The following is a 2439-nucleotide window of genomic DNA, read 5'->3' as shown; positions in this document are numbered from 1 at the left end:
CGCAGCGATCCCGCTGATGGACACCGCCGCGGCGCTTGCCGAATTGAAGGCGCGCTTCCTGACCTATGGCGGCGATCGCCCGGCGATCGCGCTCGCGATCCGCTGGTGCGAGGATCATCTGCCCGCGCCCGCCGATCCGGTGCTCGTCCACGGCGATTACCGGATGGGTAATGTGATGGTGGGTGCCGACGGCTTGGCGGCGGTGCTCGACTGGGAGCTGGCGCACCGCGGCGATGCACATGAGGATCTCGCGTTTGGTTGCATGACCGTGTGGCGTTTCGGTCAGCTCGACCATCCCGCCTTCGGGGTCGGCAGTCTCGACGACTATTTCGCTGCCTATGAGGCTGCAGGCGGCGCGCCGGTCGATCGCGCGCGCTTCCACTTCTGGCTCGTCTATCGCACCCTGTGGTGGGCGCTCGGTTGCCTGCAGATGGGGCAGACGTGGCGCAGCGGCTCCGATACGACGGTCGAACGCGTCGTCGTCGGGCGGCGGACTGCCGAACAGGAACTCGACCTGCTGTTGCTGCTCGAGGCCGGAGCACCCGCCGCCGAGCGCACCCGCGCGCTGCCGCCGTCGCCGTCCGCTGCCGCGGCGGCGCCCGTCGGCGAGCCGACGAACCGCGAAATGGTGCAGGCGGTGCGCGACTGGCTGAACGAGGCGATCAAGCCCGCATCGCAAGGCCATGGCAAGTTTCAGGTCGCGGTCGCGATGAATGCGCTCGGCATCGTGCTCCGCGACCTCGAGGCCGGGGTGCGCGCCGAGGACAGGGCGCTGTCACATGCGCTGCTGAGCGGCGCCACCACGCTTGCCGAGCCCGCCCTGCTCGCGAAGCTGCGCCGCGATGTGCTCGACAAATGCGCGGTCGACAGTCCCAAATATGTCGCGCTCGCCCGCGCACGGGCGATTTGGGGCGGATGATTGCCGAGGAGCATCCGTTGTGGCCTGTACTCGCCCGGTATCGCGTCGGTCCCGATGACGCGGCATTTTCGTTCGAGGAGCGGCTGGCGCGCGAAAATGGCTGGACTGCGGAGCAGGCCGAACGGGTGATGGACGAATATCGCCGCTTCCTCTTCCTCGCGGTCGCCGCCGGCCATCCTGTCACGCCTTCCGATGCGGTCGACCAGGCGTGGCATCTCCACCTGACCTACAGTCGTGATTATTGGGACCGGCTCTGCGGCGAGGTGCTGGGACGGCCGCTGCACCACGGGCCGACCGCCGGCGGCGATCCCGAACAACATCGCTATTTCGTCCAATATGCTGACACGCTGGCCAGCTATGAACGCTGGTTCGGCGCTTCGCCGCCCGCCGAACTCTGGCCCTCGGCCTACCGGCGCCTGCTCGTCGACCCGCGCGCGGTGCGCGTCGCGCTTTCTGACCATGTCGTCGTACCCAAACGCGTGCTGCGTCTTGGCGCGCTCGCAGCGGCTGTGATAGCCGTGGCGCTGGTCGCGCTTTGGCTCGGTGCGGGACGATAGGAGCAGCTTTGACAAACCCGCTCGACTGGAACGGCCCGGCCTTCCTTTTCCTTTACGGCGCATTGTTCGTTGTCGCGCTCATCCTCGCGGCGATCATCCCGGGACGCATCCGGCCCGAGGGGCGCGGCGGGGCGGCCGACGCTGACGGGCTCGCCTTCCTGGCCGGGGCAGGGCCGCGGGTGGTCGAAGCGGCGGTGGCGCGGCTGCTCGCCGCAGGAGCGCTGGTGGTGCAGGACGGCAAGCGTTTCCTGCGCGGGGACGGCGCGGGCGGCACCGGCGCGCTCGACCGCGCACTGCTCGCGGCTTCGATGCCTGCCGACTGGGCGGGGCTCGAAAAGGCTGCCAAACCCCATATCGGTCCCGTCGAACGGCGGTTGATTGGCAACGGCCTGATCCTCGACAGGGGTGGAGCGCGGCGGATCGGACTGGTCGCGGCGCTGCCTTTCATCGGCCTGTTCGCACTGGGAATCGCCAAGCTGCTCGTCGGCTTGTCGCGCGACAAGCCTGTCGGTTTCCTCATCGCCTTTCTGGTGGTCACGGCGATCGCCATCCTGATCCGCATCTTCGCGGTCGACCGGCGGACGCAGCGCGGGCGGCTGGCGCTGGCCGACGCGCGCATACGCCACGAGCGGCTGCGCCGCGCGCCGACGAACGACGAAACCGGCACCGCAGTCGCGCTGTTCGGCACCGTCGTGCTCGCCGGATCGGCTTTCGCAGGACTGCACCAGATGCGGCAGGACAATAATTCGTCGGGAGGCGATGGCGGCGGCGGCGATGGCGGCGGCTGCGGAGGCGGCGGCTGTGGCGGTTGCGGCGGTTGCGGCGGATAACGGGGAGAGAGACGATGGATTTTGGGATGCCTTCCGACTTGCAGGCGTATCTGGGCGAGCTCGATGCGTTTATCGCGGCGGAGATCCGTCCGCTCGAGCTGGCGGACGACAATATCCGCTTCTTCGACCACCG

At 68.8% G+C, this 2439-nt stretch carries 3 protein-coding genes; all 3 read left to right on the top strand.

The annotated features are described in order from the left end of the window. The coding region (locus VGD20_RS16395) for a phosphotransferase (RefSeq protein WP_331135467.1) at nt 1-919 on the top strand (919 nt) is incomplete at its 5' end. Between the two features lie 17 nt (nt 920-936). Then, nucleotides 937-1476 carry a hypothetical protein gene (locus VGD20_RS16390; protein ID WP_331135466.1) on the top strand — a complete coding sequence of 180 codons (540 nt, stop codon included), beginning with the start codon at nt 937-939 and terminating at the stop codon, nt 1474-1476. 8 nt (nt 1477-1484) lie between these two features. After that, on the top strand, nt 1485-2306 hold the full coding sequence (locus VGD20_RS16385; protein WP_331135465.1) for a TIGR04222 domain-containing membrane protein: 822 nt from the start codon (nt 1485-1487) through the stop codon (nt 2304-2306). Nucleotides 2307-2439 lie beyond the last annotated feature (133 nt).

This window comes from Sphingopyxis sp. (assembly GCF_036402335.1).
Taxonomy (GTDB): domain Bacteria; phylum Pseudomonadota; class Alphaproteobacteria; order Sphingomonadales; family Sphingomonadaceae; genus Sphingopyxis.
This window is presented reverse-complemented; position numbering and strand designations above follow the sequence as displayed.